16 protein-coding genes are annotated in these 18,237 nt (G+C 69.7%); 8 read left to right on the top strand and 8 right to left on the bottom strand.

Annotated elements, in window-relative coordinates:
- A partial coding sequence (locus AX685_RS14190) for a sensor histidine kinase (protein WP_066489807.1) occupies window positions 1-1,515 on the bottom strand: 1,515 nt, incomplete at its 3' end.
- On the bottom strand, window positions 1,484-2,188 hold the full coding sequence (locus AX685_RS14185; RefSeq protein ID WP_066489791.1) for a response regulator transcription factor: 705 nt from the start codon (window positions 2,186-2,188) through the stop codon (window positions 1,484-1,486). The genes AX685_RS14185 and AX685_RS14190, both read right to left, overlap by 32 nt.
- A gap of 211 nt (window positions 2,189-2,399) precedes the next feature.
- Between AX685_RS14185 and AX685_RS14180 the strand changes: the two genes are divergently transcribed.
- Window positions 2,400-4,031, top strand: a complete 1,632-nt coding sequence (locus tag AX685_RS14180) for a phosphoenolpyruvate carboxykinase (RefSeq protein ID WP_197418625.1) — start codon at window positions 2,400-2,402, stop codon at window positions 4,029-4,031.
- Window positions 4,032-4,078: 47 nt separating this feature from the next.
- Here the strand turns inward: AX685_RS14180 and AX685_RS14175 are convergent, their stop codons facing one another.
- Together AX685_RS14175 and AX685_RS14170 are read right to left on the bottom strand one after the other, a co-directional pair.
- Window positions 4,079-4,528: an NfeD family protein gene (locus tag AX685_RS14175; protein WP_197418624.1), complete on the bottom strand. Its 450-nt coding sequence runs from the start codon at window positions 4,526-4,528 to the stop codon at window positions 4,079-4,081.
- On the bottom strand, window positions 4,528-5,499 hold the full coding sequence (locus tag AX685_RS14170) for an SPFH domain-containing protein (RefSeq protein WP_066489785.1): 972 nt from the start codon (window positions 5,497-5,499) through the stop codon (window positions 4,528-4,530). Before AX685_RS14170 ends, AX685_RS14175 begins: the two co-directional genes overlap by 1 nt.
- Window positions 5,500-5,657: 158 nt before the next feature.
- On the opposite strand from AX685_RS14170, the gene guaB reads away from it, so the two are divergent.
- The 5 genes from guaB to AX685_RS14145 all read left to right on the top strand — a co-directional run bounded on the left by guaB (window position 5,658) and on the right by AX685_RS14145 (window position 10,557).
- Complete coding sequence (gene guaB / locus AX685_RS14165; RefSeq protein WP_066489781.1) at window positions 5,658-7,115, top strand: IMP dehydrogenase; 1,458 nt, start codon at window positions 5,658-5,660, stop codon at window positions 7,113-7,115.
- Window positions 7,116-7,269: 154 nt separating this feature from the next.
- Window positions 7,270-7,893, top strand: coding sequence for a DUF6985 domain-containing protein (locus AX685_RS14160; RefSeq protein ID WP_066489779.1), 624 nt, complete (start codon window positions 7,270-7,272; stop codon window positions 7,891-7,893).
- A gap of 239 nt (window positions 7,894-8,132) precedes the next feature.
- The gene (locus AX685_RS14155; protein ID WP_066489777.1) at window positions 8,133-8,492 is read left to right on the top strand and encodes a contact-dependent growth inhibition system immunity protein; all 360 of its coding nucleotides are present in this window, start codon (window positions 8,133-8,135) and stop codon (window positions 8,490-8,492) included.
- Between the two features lie 352 nt (window positions 8,493-8,844).
- Entirely contained in the window at window positions 8,845-10,008 is a 1,164-nt protein-coding gene (locus tag AX685_RS14150) for an RsmB/NOP family class I SAM-dependent RNA methyltransferase (RefSeq protein ID WP_066489775.1), read from the top strand.
- A gap of 33 nt (window positions 10,009-10,041) precedes the next feature.
- Window positions 10,042-10,557: a tetratricopeptide repeat protein gene (locus AX685_RS14145; RefSeq protein WP_066489805.1), complete on the top strand. Its 516-nt coding sequence runs from the start codon at window positions 10,042-10,044 to the stop codon at window positions 10,555-10,557.
- Window positions 10,558-10,560: 3 nt separating this feature from the next.
- Here the strand turns inward: AX685_RS14145 and rsmA are convergent, their stop codons facing one another.
- The 4 genes from rsmA to AX685_RS14125 all read right to left on the bottom strand — a co-directional run bounded on the left by rsmA (window position 10,561) and on the right by AX685_RS14125 (window position 16,067).
- On the bottom strand, window positions 10,561-11,385 hold the full coding sequence (rsmA, locus tag AX685_RS14140; protein WP_156445822.1) for a 16S rRNA (adenine(1518)-N(6)/adenine(1519)-N(6))-dimethyltransferase RsmA: 825 nt from the start codon (window positions 11,383-11,385) through the stop codon (window positions 10,561-10,563).
- A gap of 5 nt (window positions 11,386-11,390) precedes the next feature.
- Complete coding sequence (gene pdxA / locus AX685_RS14135) at window positions 11,391-12,407, bottom strand: 4-hydroxythreonine-4-phosphate dehydrogenase PdxA (protein ID WP_082740978.1); 1,017 nt, start codon at window positions 12,405-12,407, stop codon at window positions 11,391-11,393.
- Between the two features lie 10 nt (window positions 12,408-12,417).
- Window positions 12,418-13,779: a peptidylprolyl isomerase gene (locus AX685_RS14130; RefSeq protein ID WP_066489772.1), complete on the bottom strand. Its 1,362-nt coding sequence runs from the start codon at window positions 13,777-13,779 to the stop codon at window positions 12,418-12,420.
- A 92-nt stretch (window positions 13,780-13,871) separates the two neighbouring features.
- On the bottom strand, window positions 13,872-16,067 hold the full coding sequence (locus AX685_RS14125; RefSeq protein ID WP_197418626.1) for an LPS-assembly protein LptD: 2,196 nt from the start codon (window positions 16,065-16,067) through the stop codon (window positions 13,872-13,874).
- A 193-nt stretch (window positions 16,068-16,260) separates the two neighbouring features.
- Between AX685_RS14125 and AX685_RS14120 the strand changes: the two genes are divergently transcribed.
- Together AX685_RS14120 and AX685_RS14115 are read left to right on the top strand one after the other, a co-directional pair.
- Entirely contained in the window at window positions 16,261-17,700 is a 1,440-nt protein-coding gene (locus AX685_RS14120; RefSeq protein ID WP_066489770.1) for a leucyl aminopeptidase, read from the top strand.
- Window positions 17,701-17,719: 19 nt separating this feature from the next.
- Entirely contained in the window at window positions 17,720-18,160 is a 441-nt protein-coding gene (locus AX685_RS14115) for a DNA polymerase III subunit chi (protein WP_066489798.1), read from the top strand.
- The last annotated feature ends 77 nt before the right edge of the window (window positions 18,161-18,237 follow it).

The following is an 18,237-nucleotide window of genomic DNA, read 5'->3' as shown; positions in this document are numbered from 1 at the left end:
GTCCTCGCGCTGTTCCACGGTGATCTCGCCCTGGTGCCCGTCGACGATCGTCCGCGCGATCGCCAGCCCCAGTCCGGAATGTTCGCCGAACCCCTCGCTCGACGGGCGGACCGAGTGGAACCGGCGGAAGATCGCCTCGCGCGCTTCCTCGGGCACGCCCGGCCCCTCGTCCTCGACGCGGATCTCCAGCATCGCCTGGTCGCGCCGCGCGGCGATGCTCACCAGCCCGCCGTCGGGGGAAAAGGAAATGGCATTGTCCAGCAGGTTGGCGAACACGCGTTCCAGCCGCGCGCCCTCGCCTTGCACGATCAGCGGTGCCGGATCGGGCCGGTCGAACCGCAGCCGCACGTCGCGCGCGACCCCGCGGTGCAGCCGGTCGGCGACCATCGCGCCGATCATCGCGGCGATATCCACCGGCTCGAACGTCGCCCGGCTCAATTGCGCATCGAGCCGCGAGGCATCGGAAATGTCGCTGATGAGGCGGTCGAGCCGGTGGACGTCGTCCTTGACGATCGCGAGCAGCTTGGCCTGCAACGCCGGGTCGTGGACCCGTTCCAGCCCGTCGACGGCGGAGCGCAGCGAGGCGAGCGGGTTCTTCAACTCATGCGTCACGTCCGCGGCGAACGCCTCGGTCGCGTCGATCCGCGCGCGCAGCGCCAGGCTCATGTCCGACAGCGCGCGCGCCAGCATCCCGATCTCGTCACGGCGATCGGGCAGTCGCGGCACCACCACCTCGCGCGCCCGGCCCAGCCGCACGCGCACCGCCGCGCGGGCAAGGCGGCGCAGCGGGTTGACGATCGTGCGCGCCAGGAACAGCGACAATGCGATCGAGATGACCGCCGCCACCATCAGCACCACGCTCAGCCGGAACCGCTCCAGCCGCACGCGCTCGGTGACGTCGCGTGCATTGACGCTGCTCATCAGCGCGCGGCCGCCCGGCAGCGGCGCGGCGGCGGTGATGACGGGGGTGCGATCCGGCGCGCGCCAGATCGTGACGGAATAGGGCTTGCCGGCCTGCACCTGCGCCACGTCGTTCCATTCGCGCCCGTTGCGCCGCTCGCGATAGCCGGGGGCCAGCGGCGCGCGCACGATCCGGTCGATCGCGGCATCCAGCCAGCGCGCGCTGCGTTTCGCCAGCCCGTCATGGTCGGGGTCTTCCAGCCGGAAGTTGGCGATCCCCAGCTGGCGACTGTCGGCGATCGTCGCGCCGTCCGCACCGTACAGCCGCAGCCGCGCACCGGTGTCGCGTGCCAGTCGCGCCAGTAGCGTGTCGCGTTCCGCCGGGCCGACCGCGGACAGCGCCTCGGCCATCAGCCGCGCCTCGCGCGCTGCCTGCACGACGCGCCCGTCGAGGATGCGCGTGCGGAAGGAGTCGAGGTAGAAGAACCCCCCGGCCAGCAGCAACAGCGCGAAGATGTTCACCGCCAGGATACGCGGCGTCAGCGACACCCGCCCCGTCAGCGCTACCGCCTGCTCGGCGGCCTCACTCCTCGGAGAAGCGATAGCCGGCGCCATACAGCGTCTCGATCGAATCGAACTGCGGATCGACCTCGCGGAACTTCCGCCGGACGCGCTTGATATGCGAATCGATCGTCCGGTCGTCGACGTAGATGTCGTCCTGGTACGCGGCATCCATCAACTGGTTGCGCGTCTTCACGATGCCGGGGCGCTGCGCCAGCGTCTCCAGGATCAGGAATTCGGTGACGGTCAGCGTCACGGCGTCGCCCGCCCAGGTGACGCGGTGGCGCGCCGGGTCCATCATCAGCCGCCCGCGCTCGATCGGCCCCTGCGCCTCGCCCTCCGCGCCGTCGCTGGCGGGGGCGGCCTCGGTGCGGCGCAGGATGGCGCGGATGCGCGCGATCAGCAGCCGTGGGCTGAACGGCTTGGCGATATAATCGTCGGCGCCCATCGCCAGCCCCAGCGCCTCGTCCAGTTCGTCGTCCTTGCTGGTCAGGAAGATCACCGGGATCTGGCTCTTCTCCCGCAGCCGGCGCAGCAGCTCGAGACCGTCCATCTTCGGCATCTTGATGTCGAAGATCGCCAGGTCGGCGGGGTTCTCGGTCAGCGCCTTTAGCGCGGTCTCGCCGTCCGAGTAGACGCGCGTCAGGAACCCTTCGGCCTGCAGCTGGATCGATACGGAGGTCAGGATGTTGCGGTCGTCGTCGACCAGCGCGATCGTCGCGGTCATCGTGCGGACCGGAACAGGGGTGCGGGCCGGGGCAGGGTCCGGGTCATGCGTTGCGGCGTAGATCAAAGCGGCGCGCGCCTCAATGCCCGCCCGCGATCGCAGCTGTCCCGGCATGACGCGCCGGCAGCGTGTTTAACATGTTTGACGCGGTCGGCGGGTATCGATATCCGATCGTCAGGGTTACGGGGCGCGGCCGTCCGGCTGCGCGCCGATGCAGGAAGAGGACGGACCATTGAGCGATCGCATTCCTACCGCCGGACTGGACACGATGGGCATCGAAACCCGCGCGACCGTCCACTGGAACCTCGTCACCGCGCGGCTGGTCGAGCTGGCCGTCGCGCGCGGCGAGGGCAAGCTGTCGGCCGACGGCCCGCTGGTCGTCGAAACCGGTCAGCACACCGGCCGCTCGGCGCAGGACAAGTTCACCGTCCGCGATGCCGAGACCGAAGATAGCGTGTGGTGGGGCAAGTCGAACAAGCCGATGGACCCCGCGCATTTCGCGGCGCTGAAGGCCGATTTCCTCGCCGCGCTGCGTGAAAAGGGCGACCTGTTCGTCCAGGACCTGTTCGGCGGGTCGCAGCCGGGGCACCGCGTTCGCGTGCGCGTCGTCAACGAGCTGGCGTGGCACAATCTGTTCATCCGCACGATGCTGGTCCGGCCGGAGGAGGTCGAACTGAAGGGCTTCGTGCCCGACTATACGATCATCGACCTGCCCAGCTTCCGCGCCGATCCCGCGCGCCACGGCTGCCGCGGCGAAACCGTGATCGCGGTCAACCTGACCGAGAAGCTAATCCTGATCGGCGGCACGAAATATGCCGGCGAGATGAAGAAGTCGGTGTTCGGCATCCTCAACTATCTGCTGCCGACCGCGGGCGTGATGCCGATGCACTGTTCGGCGAACATGGGCGACGACGGGCGCACCGCGGTGTTCTTCGGCCTGTCGGGCACCGGCAAGACGACGCTGTCCGCCGATCCCAAGCGCACGCTGATCGGCGACGACGAACATGGCTGGTCGGACGATGCGGTCTTCAATTTCGAGGGCGGCTGCTATGCCAAGATGATTCGCCTGTCGGCCGATGCCGAGCCGGAGATCTTCGCGACGACAAAGCGCTTCGGCACGGTGCTGGAAAACGTCGTGATGGACGAGGTCACCCGCCAGCTCGACCTCGACGACAACAGCCTCGCGGAAAACAGCCGCGGCGCCTATCCGATCGATTTTATCCCCAATACGTCAGAAAAGAACATGGGGGGCACGCCGAAGAACATCGTCATGCTCACCGCCGACGCCTATGGCATCCTGCCGCCGATCGCGAAGCTGACGCCGGATCAGGCGATGTACCATTTCCTGTCGGGCTATACCGCGCGTGTCGCGGGGACGGAAATCGGCGTGACCGAACCGGACGCGACCTTCTCCACCTGCTTCGGCGCGCCGTTCATGCCGCGCCATCCGTCGGTCTACGGCAATCTGCTGAAGGAGCGGATCGCGCGGGGCGGGGTGGATTGCTGGCTGGTCAACACCGGCTGGACCGGCGGCAAGTACGGCACCGGCCACCGCATGCCGATCAAGGCGACGCGCGCGCTGCTCGACGCCGCGCTCGACGGCAGCCTCAACAATGCCGAATTCCGTACCGATCCCAATTTCGGGTTCAAGGTGCCGGTGTCGGTGCCGGGTGTCGACACCGCGATCCTCGACCCGCGCGAAACCTGGGCGGACAAGGCCGCCTATGACGCGACCGCCGCGAAGCTCGTCGACCTGTTCAACGAAAATTTCGCGCAATTCGCCGACCATGTCGACCAGGGCGTCCGGGAAGCCGCGCCCAGGGCGCCCGCGACCGCGGCCTGACCGCGCGCCGGCCCGGTCGCGTCTCCCCGCGGCCGGGCCGGTACAGCTCAATCCTCCGCCACCTCGACCACCACCACGCCGCCGTCCACCGCGACGATCCGCACCGCGCTGCCCGCGGGCAGTTCGGGGCCGCGCGCAGGCCAGCTGCCGTCGTCGATCGTCACGCGCCCCCGGCCATGCTCGATCGCGGTTTCCAGCCGCGCGACGCTGCCGATCATCCGCGCGGTGCGGTCGTTGAGCCGCGCATCGCCGCCGGTCACCGGAAAGTCGCGATACCACCGCCGCCCCACCGCGACCGCCACCGCGCTCCACACCGCGAAGGACAGCAATTGCACCGGCAGCGCGACGCCCGGCACCGCCACCAGCAGCGCGGCGGTGATCGCCGCCGCCACCGCCAGGAAGATCAGGAACACGCCCGGCACCACCAGCTCGGCGATCCCCAGCGCCAGCGCGGCGATCAGCCAGCCGGTCGCCATGCCCCCGATATCGTCCAGCATCACGATTGCGGCAGCTCGAACGGCCCGCGCGGCTTCTCCGGCCGGGCCGGCGCGGCCGGCGCCGCATCCGGCTTGAGCGCCTCCTTGGCCAGTTCGCCGATCCCGCCCAACGTCCCGATCAGCTGCGTCGCCTCGACCGGGAACAGGATCGTCTTGGCATTGGGGCTGGTCGCGAACTTGCCGACCGCCTCGACATATTTCTGCGCGATGAAATAGTTGATCGCCTGCGTGCCGCCACGCTCGATCGCCTCGCTCACCACCTGCGTCGCCTTCGCCTCCGCCTCGGCCGCGCGCTCGCGCGCCTCCGCGTCGCGATAGGCGGATTCGCGCCGCCCCTCGGCTTCCAGGATGCGCGCCTGCTTCTGCCCTTCGGCACGCAGGATCTCGGACGCGCGGCTGCCCTCGGCGTCGAGGATGTTGGCGCGCTTCTCGCGCTCCGCCTTCATCTGCCGCGCCATCGCGTTGACGATATCCTGCGGAGGGCGGATGTCCTTGATCTCGACACGGGTGATCTTCACCCCCCAGGGCGTCGTCGCGTGATCGACGACATTGAGCAGGCGCGCGTTGATCTCGTCGCGCTTCGACAGCGTCTCATCGAGGTCCATCGATCCCATCACGGTGCGCAGGTTGGTCGTCACCAGGTTCAGCAGCGCATTGTACAGGTCGCTGACCTCATAGGCTGCCTTAGGCGCGTCCAGCACCTGGAAGAACACCACCCCGTCGGTGGAGATCATCGCATTGTCCTTGGTGATGATTTCCTGCCCTGGGATGTCGATCACCTGCTCCATCATGTTCACCCGCCGTCCGACGCGGTAGAAGAAAGCGGGATAGAAATTGAACCCCGGCACCGCGGTGGCGGTGTAGCGGCCGAAATGTTCGATCGTATATTGATAGCCTTGGCGAACGATCTTGATGCTGGTCATCAGGTACGCGAGCACCAGGACAAGGAACAGGATGGCGGCGATCAGCATGGTCGTGGCAACTCCCCCGGTACAGGGCGCCGATGATAGCGCGCGCGCGACGCGCCGCCTAGCGCCGCGCGATCCCCGACGATCCGGCCCCTAGCGATCCGCCGCGCTTGCGGTTACATGGCGCGCCACTCCTGCACCTCCCTGGGATTCGGCATTACATGGATATCCGCCTCGGCCTCACCTTCGACGACGTCCTGCTCGTTCCGGCCGAGTCGAGCGTCCTGCCGGGGGAGGCGGACACCCGCACCCGGCTGACGCGCGGCATCGCGCTCAACATCCCGGTCGTTTCCTCCGCGATGGATACCGTGACGGAGGCGGACATGGCGATCGTCATGGCGCAGCTGGGCGGGATCGGCGTCCTTCACCGCAACCTGACCGTCGACGAACAGGTCGCGGCGGTGCGGCAGGTGAAGCGCTTCGAAAGCGGCATGGTCGTCAACCCGATCACCATCGCCCCCGAAGCGACGCTGGCGCAGGCGCAGGCGCTGATGGCCGCGCACCGGATCAGCGGCATTCCGGTGACGGAGAAGGACGGGCGGCTCGTCGGCATCCTCACCAACCGCGACGTGCGCTTCGCCGAAAACCCGCACCAGCCGGTCGCCGAGCTGATGACGCGCGACAACCTCGCCACCGTTTCGACGGGCGTGGGGCAGGAGGAGGCGCGCCGCCTGCTCCACCAGCGCCGCATCGAAAAGCTGCTGGTGGTGGACGAGGCGTATCGCTGCGTCGGCCTCATCACCGTCAAGGACATCGAAAAGGCGGTGATGTACCCGGAGGCGACCAAGGACGCCGCCGGCCGCCTGCGCGTCGCCGCCGCCACCACCGTGGGGGACAAGGGCTTCGACCGGACCGAGGCGCTGGTCGATGCCGAATGCGACCTGATCGTCATCGACACCGCGCACGGCCACAACAGCGACGTCGCCCGCGCGGTCGAACGCGTGAAGAAGCTGTCGAACGCGGTCCAGGTCGTCGCCGGCAACGTCGCCACCGCCGCTGCTACGCGCGCGCTGATCGACGCGGGCGCCGACGGGATCAAGGTCGGCATCGGCCCCGGCTCCATCTGCACCACCCGCGTCGTCGCGGGCGTCGGCGTGCCGCAGCTGACAGCGGTGATGGACTGCGCGGAGGAAGCCGCCAAGTCGGGCGTCCCCGTGATCGCCGACGGCGGCCTCCGCACCTCGGGCGATCTGGCCAAGGCGCTGGCCGCCGGCGCGTCGACCTGCATGGTCGGATCGCTGCTGGCGGGGACCGAGGAAGCGCCGGGCGAAACCTTCCTTTATCAAGGGCGTGCGTACAAATCCTACCGCGGCATGGGATCGGTCGGCGCGATGGGGCGCGGCTCCGCCGACCGCTATTTCCAGGGCGAGGTCCGCGACCAGCTCAAGCTGGTGCCCGAGGGGATCGAGGGGCAGGTGCCGTTCAAGGGCCCGGCGCGCGAGGTGATCCACCAGCTGGTCGGCGGGATCAAGGCGGCGATGGGCTATACCGGCTCCGCCGCCATCCCCGACCTGCAACGCCGCGCGCAATTCGTCCGCATCACGGGCGCGGGCCTGAAGGAAAGCCACGTCCACGACGTGACCATCACCCGCGAGGCACCGAACTACCCCACGCGCTAGGACGGGGGTTAGGCAACTTCCGTTCGTACCGGCGCGGGGCGCGAGAGCGCCCAGGCCCGGCAAACGATACGCAACGCTCGGCGCTCCGAAAGGCGCGGCGAGTTGGCCACGCGCCGGAACCTTGCGATAAATGTGCTGACCGGAGGATTGGACCATGCGCCTGGACAAGCTTCCTTACCGCGACAAACCTATGGAACTCCGCGGTTTGCCAACGCTGTACGGTGGCGAGGGCTACTGGCTGACCGCCCTGCCGATGCCGCTGACGTCAACGCTTCAACATTCGCCCGGCGCGCTGGCTCACCCGGGTCGCGGCTATCGCGATTTCGCGGAGCCGGGGGAGGTGCCGGTCAGCTTCGAGAATGACGATGGTGCGGGCGATCTGCCTGGTTCGCCTATGATCGCGGCGGCCGCGTGGCTGATCGGCAACGATGCGGTGGTGGAGCGGGCGATCGTCACGGCCCTGCTTTCGTCGCTGGGAAAGCTGGCCGCCCTTCAGGATGGCATCCATGGGTTGACCGACGAACGGGTCGACCGAACATGGGACGAAGCGCAAGTGCGCCAGAGGTGCCGCCTCCTCCACATCGTCCTGCAGGATGTGGTGGGAGAGCCGCCCTATTTCGGCGTGGAATTCGCCTGCACCTGGGACACCGAGCACGGTTACGGCCTGATGTTTCATGGCACGCAAGTCGTCGAATGGGGCGGCGGAGACGTACCGAACTCGATGTGGATAGCCCGGCGACACGCCGAGGGGCGCAGTCGAGACCAGACGAGTGGTTGAGGATTTTCTTTTCCGCCCGGTCTGCTCCGACTGTGTTGATCGCCGTCTTCACCCAGAGTGCTCCGAACGCGGACCCCGCGAACAGCGGCGCGGCGGCGCCCGGCAGGGGTGCACCGCGCGGCTGATATCGAGTATCGAGAACGGATGCCGATCCGGGTTCGTCATGTACGTCATCCGATCGACCGCACGGCCGTGGCCCCGGGTCGAGGCGGCGCGACCTCCGGTATGTATCGATGCGATTGAGCGATCTGTCGCGCGGCCGGCCACGCGCGATCCCGCCGGACCGGGACTATCCGCTGCTGGAGCAGATCATCGAGGGTTATCTGCATCAGGACATGGACCTGCTCCATTCGACCATGTCGGACGCGATCGCCGAATGGTCCAGTCGGGCGGAGCCGGGGGAGCGGGCGCGGGTGATCGTGGAGATCGACCGCTTCCTCGTGAACGAAGCGAGCGACGCTGATGCCGCCTTCGTGAAGCGATGGGGCATGGATGTGAACCCGCCGGATCTGGGCTGCAGCAGCACCGGGTTTCTCCACATGGTACGTGCCATCGCCGTCGATCCGGCCGCTGCATCCGGCTTTCGCGAATGCTGGTGAGGATGGTGAAACGGGAAACAGCGTTTCGCAGGCGCACCGCAGACCGGTTAACGCATCCGCTTGTGCCGATCCGCGTCACCTGACCCGTGCCGACGTCCATATACCGCCGACGGCGGGGGTGGCGCTGATGCAGGACCGCCGCCTGTGACGAACGAAGGCCGCGGCCCCGCTGTCCTACGATCGCGCTTTCTGGCACAGCCGCGACGATGACGATTGTTCTCCCCCCCTCTCAAGCGGCGCACACCTGTCGCACCGATGTCGCGTCGCGGGCGCGTCCCCGTCGCGCAGCCCCCGAAAACCGCGCCACCGCCTCAACATTCGCAACATTCGCCGCCGCCACGGACGCCCGCGCATGACCCCCGCCGCCCGTACCCAGGCCGCGATCGAGCTGCTCGACGCGATCATCCTTGCTGCGCGCGAAGGCGGTGCGGCGGCCGATACGCTGATCGCGCGCTATTTCGCGCAGCGCCGCTATGCCGGCTCGAAGGATCGCCGCGCGGTCCGCGAACTCGTCTATGCCGCGATCCGTGCGCTGGGGGAGGTGCCCGCCAGCGGCCGTGCCGCGATGCTAACGCTGGCGGGCGGGGACGCGGCGCTGGCCGCGACCTTCGACGGCTCCACCCACGGCCCGGCGCCGATCGCCGCGGGGGAGGCGCCGGCTCCGGCCGGGCTGCATCCGCGCTGGCTGGTCGACGAACTCGCCGCCTCCGGGCTAGACGCCGCCGAACAGGCCGCACTGATCGACCGCGCGCCGCTCGACGTCCGGCTGCTCGATCCCGATGCCGAAATCCCCGATGCCGCGCCGATCCCCGGCCTGCTGCACGCCCGCCGCCTGCCGGCCGGCGCGGACGTCGCCGCGCTCGGCGGCGTGGCGGAGGTGCAGGACGCCGGCAGCCAGGCGGTGACGCTCGCCGCCGCCGCCGCGCCGGGGATGACCGTCCTCGATCTGTGCGCCGGCGCGGGGGGCAAGAGCCTCGCGCTCGCCGCCCAGATGGCGGGGCAGCAGATGGCGGGGGAGGGGCGCATCATCGCCGCCGATATCGACCGGGCGCGCCTGTCGCGGCTCGCGCCCCGCGCCGAACGCGCGGGCGTGTCGATCATCGAGACGCGGCTGCTCGATCCGGGGCACGAACGCGGCGCGCTCGCCGATGTCGCCGCCGACGTGGTGTTCGTCGATGCCCCCTGTTCGGGCACCGGCACATGGCGCCGCAACCCGGAGGCGCGCTGGCGGCTGACCCCGGCGCGGCTCGACCGCTTCGTCGCGGCACAGCGCAACGTGATGGGGATCGGCGCGGGCTGCGTTCGGCCCGGCGGCGCGCTGGTCTATGTCGTCTGCTCGCTGCTCGATGCGGAGGGCGCGGCGCAGGTCGATGCCTTCCTGTCCGCCTTTCCCGGCTGGGTCGCCGAGCCGCTGTCGCTGCCGTTCGGCCGCGCGCGGGGTTCGGGGCTGCGGCTGACGCCGGCGCATGACGGCACCGATGGCTTTTTTGTCGCACGCCTCCGGGCGCCGTGCTAACCGCCAGTGATCGTGCCGAAGCTGGAGCCGTTCATGCGTTTCACGTCCGTCGCCGTCGCCCTTTCGCTGGCGCTGGTGTCGATCTCCACATCGCTGCACGGCCAGCGCCCCGATGACCAGATCGACCCGCGCAGCATGGCGTTGCTGCAACAGGGGCGCGCGGCGCAGGCGGCGGGCAATCTCGATGGCGCCACCGACCTGATCGAAAGCGCGGTCACCGTCGATCCGCGCAACCGCCAGGGGTTCATCGCGCTGGCGCAGGTCGCCGATGCGCGCGGCCTGCCGGGCAAGGCGATCCGCCTCTATCGCGAGGCGCTGCTCCTCGAGCCGAACGACGTCGACGCGCTGTCGGGGCAGGGCGCGGCGCTGGTGGAAAAGGGCGCCGTGGAACGCGCGCGCCAGAATCTCTCGCGCGTGCGGACCCTGTGCAAGGGCACCTGCCCGCAGGCGACGACGCTCGCCGCCGCCATCGCCAAGGGGCCGCCCGCGATCACCACCGCCCAGGCGGAAGTGACGAAGGTGCCGCCCAAGGCCTCGGCGAAGGACTGACGCCTAGGAAGCGGCGCTCAACCGCCGCGCCACCGCGACGAAGGCGGCGACGTCTACCGTCTCGGCCCGCCGGGTGGGGTCGATCCCCTCGGCCTCCAGCGCATCGATCGCGCCCGGCACGCCGCGCACGCTCTGCCGCAGCATCTTGCGCCGCTGCCCGAACGCCGCCGCGGTCAGCCGCTCCAGAATGGCGAGGTCGACCCCAGCCGGCGCCTCGGTGGGGGTGATGTGCACCACCGCCGACATCACCTTGGGCGGCGGGGTGAAGGCGGAACGGTGCACCGGCATCGCGATCCGCGCCGCGCTGCGCCACTGCGACAGCACCGCCAGCCGCCCATAGGCATCGTCTCCGGCGCCCGCGACGATCCGGTCCGCCACCTCGCGCTGGAACATCAGCGTCAGCGATCGCCACCACGGCAGCCAATCGGCGGAGAGCCACCCGATCAAGAGCGCGGTACCGACATTGTATGGCAGGTTCGACACGATATGCGGCGCGCCGTCGAACAGCGCGCGCGCATCGATCTCGGTCGCATCCCCCTCGATGACCCGCAGCTTGCCCGGGTAGGCCGCCTCCAGTTCGGCCAGCGCCGGGATGCAGCGCCGGTCGCGCTCGATCGCGGTCACCCGCGCCCCCTGCGCCAGCAACGCCCGCGTCAGCCCGCCAGGGCCTGGGCCGACCTCCAGCACCTCGGCATCGGTGAGGTCGCCGGGGATGCGGGCGATCCGCGCCAGCAATTGCGCATCGAACAGGAAGTTCTGTCCCAGCGCCTTGGACGCCGACAGGCCGTGCCGCGCGATCACCTCGCGCAGCGGCGGCAACTCGACCATGCCGGTCATGCGGCGGCGGTGCAGCGCGCGCGGTTGGCCGCGGCCTCGTCCGCCATCAGGATCGCGGCGATCATCGCGCCGGGATGCGCGCGGTCCTGACCCGCGATCCCGAAGGCGGTGCCATGGTCGGGCGAGGTGCGCACGATCGGCAGCCCCAAGGTGATGTTGACGCCGTCATCGAAGAACAACGTCTTGAGTGGGATCAGCGCTTGGTCGTGGTAGCAGCACAGCGCCGCGTCATAGTCGGCACGCGCGCGGGCGTGGAACATCGTGTCCGCCGCGAACGGCCCGCGTGCGTCGATCCCCTCGGCAACCAGCTGCTCGATCGCGGGGATCATCACGTCGATCTCCTCGCGCCCGATCGCGCCGCCCTCTCCGGCATGGGGGTTGACGCCGGCAAAGGCCAGCCGGGGCCGCTCGATCCCGAAATTGCGCCACAGGCCGCGCGCGGTGACCCGCGCCTTGCCCACCAGCAGCTCGACCGTCAGCAGCGCGGGCACTTCGGCCAGCGCCACGTGCGTCGTGATCGGGACCACGCGCAGCCCGGGCCCGGCCAGCATCATGACGGCGTTGTCGCGCGAGATGCCGCAGCGTTCGGCAACGAACTCGGTCTGCCCCGGATGGGTGAAGCCAATGCCGTACAGCTGCGCCTTGGATACCGGCCCGGTCACCAGCGCGCGCGCCGCGCCCGAACGGACCAGCCCCGCGGCCAGCTCCAGCGCGTGCAGCGCACTGCGCGCGCCGTCGGGATCGGGCGTGCCGGGGACGATATCGCCGCCGTCCTCGACCGTCATTACCGGCAGCGCCTCGTCGAACAGCCGCGTGCCGGCGGTCAGGTCGGTGACAATTTGCACCGGCCCGTCCCATACCTGCCGGATTGCGCGGCAATCGCCCACCGCGACGAACGGCGGCAGTCCGCGCTCGTGCCGCGCCGCCCACGCCTTGGCGATGATCTCCGGCCCGATCCCCGCGGGATCGCCCATCGATACCATGATCGGGGCGGTGCGGTCCGGCTGATGCATCCGCGGCGCCTCAGCGATACTCGATCACGGCGTCGCGGCGCAGGTCGCGCAGCGCCTGCTGCGCGCGCAGGTTGACGCGCTGCTGCTCCAGCTGGTTTTGGATCTGCGCCGCGCCCGGCAGCTGGCCGCTGGCCACTTCGTCGCGGCCGCACAGCACCAGCGTGCGCACGCCTTCCTCGGGGTTGCCGAACGGCGGCGTCGCCTGGCCGACCTGCAGCTTCAGCATGATCGCCTGCAGCTGCGGCGGCAGATCGCGCACCCGCACTGAATCGTTGTCGACCACCTCGGCGTTCAGCGTCGCGGCGATCTGCGGCACCGAGCCGCAGCCCTTCAGCTTCTCGATCGCGGTGGCGAAGGCGGCGGTGCGCTGCGTCGCCTGCGCCTGCGTGGTGCCGGTGGGGAATTTGATCGTCAGCTGCTTCAGGCTCAGGCGCGCGTCGCGCGGGTCGGCCATCAGCACTTGGCGCTTGTCCGCCAGATACAGGATCGAGAAGCCGCCCGGCGTCGGCACCGGGCCGGCGACCTGGCCGACCTGCATCGTCTGCGTCGCCTGCGCCAGCGCGTCGGGCAGCTGCGCGGCGCGGACCCAGCCCAGGTCGCCGCCGACGCTGCGCGTCGTCGCGGCGGAGAAATTGCGCGCGAAATAGGCGAACGGCGCCTGCCCCTTGCCGATCTCGGCGATGATCTGGCGCGCGTTGTTGAACACTTCCTGCTCGCGGTCCGGGGTCGCGGCGAGGTAGATCTCGTTGAGGTGATATTCCTCGGTCCCCTTGGCCGCTTCCAGCCGGTCGAGGATCGCCTTCACCTCTTCGTCGCCCACGTTGACGAACGGCTCGACGCGGCGGCGCAGATAGCGGTTCCACGCCAGCTCGCCTTCGATCTGGCGCCGGATCGAGCGTTCGGACGACCCGTTCTGCGTCAGCCACTGCGTGAACTGCGCGGGCGTGCGGTTGAAGTTCTTGGCGACGCCGGCGTACGCCTGATCCAGCTCGGCCTTGGTAATTGTGATGTCGGCGGTCTTGGCCTGCTGGATCTGCAACGTCTCGTCGATCAGCTGGCGCAGCACCTGCACGCGCAGCCGCTCGCGATCCTGATCCGACAGCTTGGCGTTGTTCGCCGTCGCCACCAGCGCGACGCGCTGGTCGACGTCGGTGCCCGTGATGACGGTCTCGTTGACGATCGCGGTCGCCTTGCGGATGTTCGAATCCGTCTTGCCGAAAATCTGCAGGTTCGACGGGATGTTCAGCCCGGTGTTGTCGGGCAGCGCCTGATCCTCGACCGTCTGCGCGATGGCAGCCGCGGCCGCGCCCAGCGCCAGCACGGTCCCCAGCATCCGGCGGATCAGCAGCGCCGCGCCCTTCTTCGTCGTCATCACCGTTTCTCGAAATCCCGTTGGTGTCGCGGACTGGCGCGCGCGCGACTGTCCCGTGTGGCGGAGTTGCCCGATGTCAGCTGAACCGTGGCTTAGCGGCCGAGGTTCTTCAAGGAAAGCGTCAACAGATAGCTGTTGCCGGCGCGCGCGTCGCCGGTCGACTGATAGTCGCGCCGCCACGTCAGCCCCAGATCGATACAATCGTCTTCATAGGCGACACCCACGCGGTGGCGGATCGGGGTGAAGCCGTCCGACTGCGACAGCGGGTCTTCCGCACGGTCGGTCAGGTCGATCATCGCCGATCCCCACACCGACCAGTAACGCGCGAACGCCAGCCGCCCGCCCGCGCGCACCTCCTCGCGGTCCTGCAGATCCTCCAGCCCCTGGATGTTGCGGTTGAGCCGCAGATAACCGACCGTCGCATAGGTGCGGCGCGAACCGACCGTCGCGTCGATCTCGTTCCGGCGTACCGCCAGATTGTCCTTGTCCAGGCGATAGCGATGGGTGAACGTCACGAACTCGCCGATCCGCACGTTGGTGCGCCCGACGATGTCGGAGAAGCGATCGGACAGGCCCGTCCCGCTGGGCAGGATCGTCGGCCGGTCGTTGAGGCGATAGCTCTGCCCCACCGTCGCGGAAACCGCGACCCCGGTCAGGTCCAGCGACCAGTCGGCGCCATAGGTGACGCGGCTCGAATCCTCCCACCGGTCGTATCCGGGGAAGCGGTTCAGCGCGAACAGGTTCGAATCCTCCAGATCCACCGCGCGCGCATCCTCGTTGGGGACGGCCAGGTTGCGGGTCGGCGGGGTCGCGACGATCTGCAGGCGCGGCGCAAACCGCTGGAAGCCGCCCAGCAACTGCCCGACGAACGGCCAGCGCACCTCGGCGGCCAATGCGCCGATCGCGCGCGTCTGGAACCCGTCCAGCCCGCGATAGCTGGCGATCGTCGTCGCCGCACTGCCGCTGGTGTTATAGGCGTCGCCGCGGCCGAAGGCGGTCAGCAACACTTCCTGCCCCAACGTGGTGATCCCGCGCCAGTCCCAGCGCGCGCTGACGAACGCGCGCTGCGTGTCCTGCCCGGCGCGTCGCCCGATCGCCAGCGTATTGGCCTGCACCTGGATCGTACCGCCCAGCAGCGCGTCGGTGAAGCGCCGGCGATAGTCGATTTCCGGCAAAGCGACTGGCTGCATGCCCTGCCGTTCGCCGACGCGCAGCGTCTGCACCGCCCAGCCGGCGATCGACAAATAGCTGTCGGCGTCGATCCGCTCCAGCGCGACATGCGTGCGCAGCCGATCCTCGCGCGAGATGTCGTAGCGGCGCAGGAACGTGCGGTCGGTGACCATCCGCAGCGATCCCGACAGCGACCAGTTCGGGTCGAGCTGGAACCGCGCCTTGCCGTCCAGATAGCCCCGCAGCGCCCGTTCCGTCTCGGTGGTGAACCCGCCCGACAGGTCGCCGCTGCGCCGGCTGCTGGTGGCGTAGCCGGTCAGCGAGAAGGCGCCGAGCTGCGTCACCTGCGCATAGCGCATCTCCAGCATCGGCAGTTCGGAGGAGAACAGGTGCGGCGCGACGATCAGCGAGCGATCCTGCCCCAGCGCGATATTGATCGGCAGCACCAGTTCGACACCGTTCAGCCGCGTGATCCCGATCCCCGGCGTCAGCAGCCCGGTATCGTTCGCCTCGCCCACCGGCACGCTGAACCGCGGCAGCGCCGGGCTGGTGAGGCCCAGAAGGTGGAAGCGCGCCTGGTCGAAATAGACGCGCTCGCGGTCGGGGCGGTACGTCACCTTGACCGCGGTGATCTTCCACGACGGTTCCTTGGGGCAGCCGTCGCTGTCGGTCACCGGGCATTGCGAGAAGGCCGCGCGATCCAGCAGCACCGTGCCGTCCTGCTGGCGCGTGCCGCGGACCGCCGCGATCCGCCCGCCGCGTTCCAGCACGACCAGGATGTTGTCGACCACGCCGTCCTTCAGCGAATCGGTCAGCTCGATCGAATCGCCATAGGCGACGTCACCCTGCGGGTTCGTCACCGCGACGTTGCCGGTCGCCACGACGCGCCCGATCTTGCGGTTCCACTCCACCTTGTCGGCGCGCAGCCGGTCGCCCTCGCGCGTCATCCGCACCGCGCCCGCGGCGGTCACGATATCGGCGTTATAGTCATATTCCAGCGTGCCGGCGCTGAACTGCACCTGATCCGCCGCCACGGGCGCGGCGGTGCTTTCGATGGCCGGCGCGGGGGGCGCGACGGGGCGATCCTGCAACGTCTGGGCGGCGGCCGGTCCCGCCATCGACAACCAGATCGCACCACCGGCGAGAAGATCCAGACGCCTCACGTTGCTCCCGTCGACCGCATGGTGCGCCGCCGGAATGGCAAGGGCGCATCGTCGCCGCCCTATCGCATCGCGCGGCGCGTGCTGCAACGCTTTGCGCCGCGCCCCGCCAGCGGCTAGGGAGCCGGGACGGAACGAAAGGTATGTGTAGATGAAGATCGCGTTCGCCCCCAGCCGCCCCGCCGATGCCGCCGTCCTGGCATTGCCCGTACGGAAGGGCGACGCGCTGACCGGGCTGGTCGCCGGCGCCGATGCGCTGATCGAGGCGGCGGCGCGCGGTGCGCGGTTCGAGGGGGAGGCCGGCAGCAGCGCCGAACTGTTCGTCGCCGCTGACGGCATTGCGCAGCGCATCGTGCTGCTGGGCGTCGGCACCGGTGACGACGCGGCCTACGAACGCGCCGGCGGCGCGCTGACCGCGCGGCTGCTCACCTCCGGCGCTACGTCGGCGGTCGCCGATCTGTCGGGGGTCGATGCCGCCGCGACCGCGCGGTTCGCGGCCGGCGCCGCGCAGCGCGCGTGGCGGTTCGACGAATATCGCACCAGGCTCCCCGAAAAGCAGAAGCCGACGCTGGCCGCGCTGACGGTGGTCGGCGACGATGCCGCCTGGCCGGCGCGCGAGGCGGTGACCGCCGGGCTCGACCTTGCCCGCACGCTCGCCGCGCTGCCGCCTAACGTGCTCTACCCGGAAACGTTCGTGGAGCGCGTGCTGGCGGCGATCGACGGCCTCGGGCTGGAGGCAACGGTGCTGGACGAGGCGCAGATGCGTGAGCTGGGCATGGGCGCGCTGCTGGGCGTGGCGCAGGGGTCGGCGCGTGCGCCGCGCATCCTGGCGCTCAAGTGGAACGGCGCGGGCGAGGGGGCGCCGGTCACCGCGCTGGTCGGCAAGGGCGTGACGTTCGACACCGGCGGCATCTCGATCAAGCCGGCGGCCGGCATGGAGGACATGAAGTGGGACATGGGCGGCGCCGGCGCGGTCGCGGGGGCGATGCTGTCGCTCGCACGGCGCGGCGCGAAGGCCAATGTCGTCGGCGTGATGGGGCTGGTCGAAAACATGCCCGACGGCAATGCGCAGCGCCCCGGCGACGTCGTCACCAGCATGTCGGGCCAGACGGTCGAGGTCATCAACACCGATGCCGAGGGGCGGCTGGTGCTGTGCGACTGCCTGACCTGGGTGCAGAGCGTCCACAAGCCGGCGACGATCGTCGATCTCGCCACGCTGACCGGCGCGATGATCGTCAGCCTGGGCAACGAATATGGCGGGCTGTTCGCCAATGACGATCCGCTGGCCGACGCGCTGCTGGCGGCGGGGCGCAGCTCGGGCGACCAGCTGTGGCGCTTCCCGCTGTCGGAGGCCTACGACAAGCTGATCGATTCGCCGATCGCCGACATGAAGAACGTCGGCCCGCGCGGCGCGGGATCGATCACCGCCGCGCAGTTCCTGCAACGCTATATCGACAAGGGCGTGACCTGGGCGCATCTCGACATCGCCGGCATGGTGTGGGCGGACAAGGACGGCCCGACCTGGGCGAAGGGTGCGACCGGCTTCGGCGTGCGCGTCCTCGACCGCTTCATCGCCGACCGCGAGGCATAAGGCGGGCGGGCGGCGCGTGGTGCAGGTCGATTTCTATCATCTGGTGCACACGCCGCTGGAACGCGCGCTGCCGCAGATCGCCGAGAAGGTGGTGGCGAGCGGCGCGCGCCTGCTGATCGTCGCCGCCGCGCCCGATCGGCAGGCCGCGCTCGACCGGCTGTTGTGGAGCCACACGCCCGACAGCTTCCTGCCCCATGCGGTCGCGGGCACCGCCGACGACGCGCGCCAGCCGGTGCTGATCGCGGGCGACATCACGCCCGCCAACGGCGCGCGCCATGTCGCGCTGGTCGACGGCGAATGGCGCGACGCCGCGCTCGATTTCGACCGCGCGTTCCACTTCTTCGATGACGATCATATCGCCGCGGCGCGGATCGCATGGAAATCGCTGGCGGCGCGCGACGGGGTGGAGCGGCGCTACTGGAAACAGAATGACGCCGGCCGCTGGGAACAGGCCGCCTGACGCCACCCACGGCTTGCATCGCCGCGACGTCGGGCCTAGGGCGGCGCCACTTTTCCGCAATCCTCATTTTCAGGAGC

Origin of the sequence: Sphingomonas sp. CCH9-F2 (genome assembly GCF_001556735.1) — a bacterium.
Classification (GTDB): Bacteria; Pseudomonadota; Alphaproteobacteria; order Sphingomonadales; family Sphingomonadaceae; genus Sphingomonas; species Sphingomonas ginsenosidimutans.
This window is presented reverse-complemented; position numbering and strand designations above follow the sequence as displayed.